A 344-nucleotide genomic window follows, 5' to 3' on the forward strand; every position below is an offset into this window, starting at 1 on the left:
TACATGGATGCAGCCCACAGAACGATCATGGCCAGCGTCTGGTTGGTCCAGCTGAAGTAGCGCCAGATCACGGTGTAGTTGATGAAGCCCAGTGCGTTGCCGATGCCCAGGAAAGCACCAACGCCCAGCACAGGAACACAGAGCTTCAGGCGGTTTGCGTAGCTGTCCTGATCGATCTTGAGCCAGTCGGCCAGAGTCAGACGAGCGGAACGGAACGCGGTATCGCCGGAGGTGATGGGGCAGATGACAACGCCGATCATTGCCAGAGCAATGCCAATGCCGCCCATGGTCTTTGCACACACGTCGTAGATGGCAGCAGACTGACCAGCAGCCAGAGCCTCGGC

1 protein-coding gene is annotated in these 344 nt (G+C 59.0%); it reads right to left on the reverse strand.

Annotation, left to right across the window (positions count from 1 at the left end):
* On the reverse strand, nucleotides 1-344 hold a 344-nt coding region (locus tag DWY76_RS10030), incomplete at both ends, for a carbon starvation CstA 5TM domain-containing protein (protein ID WP_279221601.1).

This window comes from Faecalibacterium sp. AF27-11BH, from assembly GCF_003603005.1.
In the GTDB taxonomy this organism is placed as follows: domain Bacteria; phylum Bacillota; class Clostridia; order Oscillospirales; family Ruminococcaceae; genus Faecalibacterium; species Faecalibacterium taiwanense.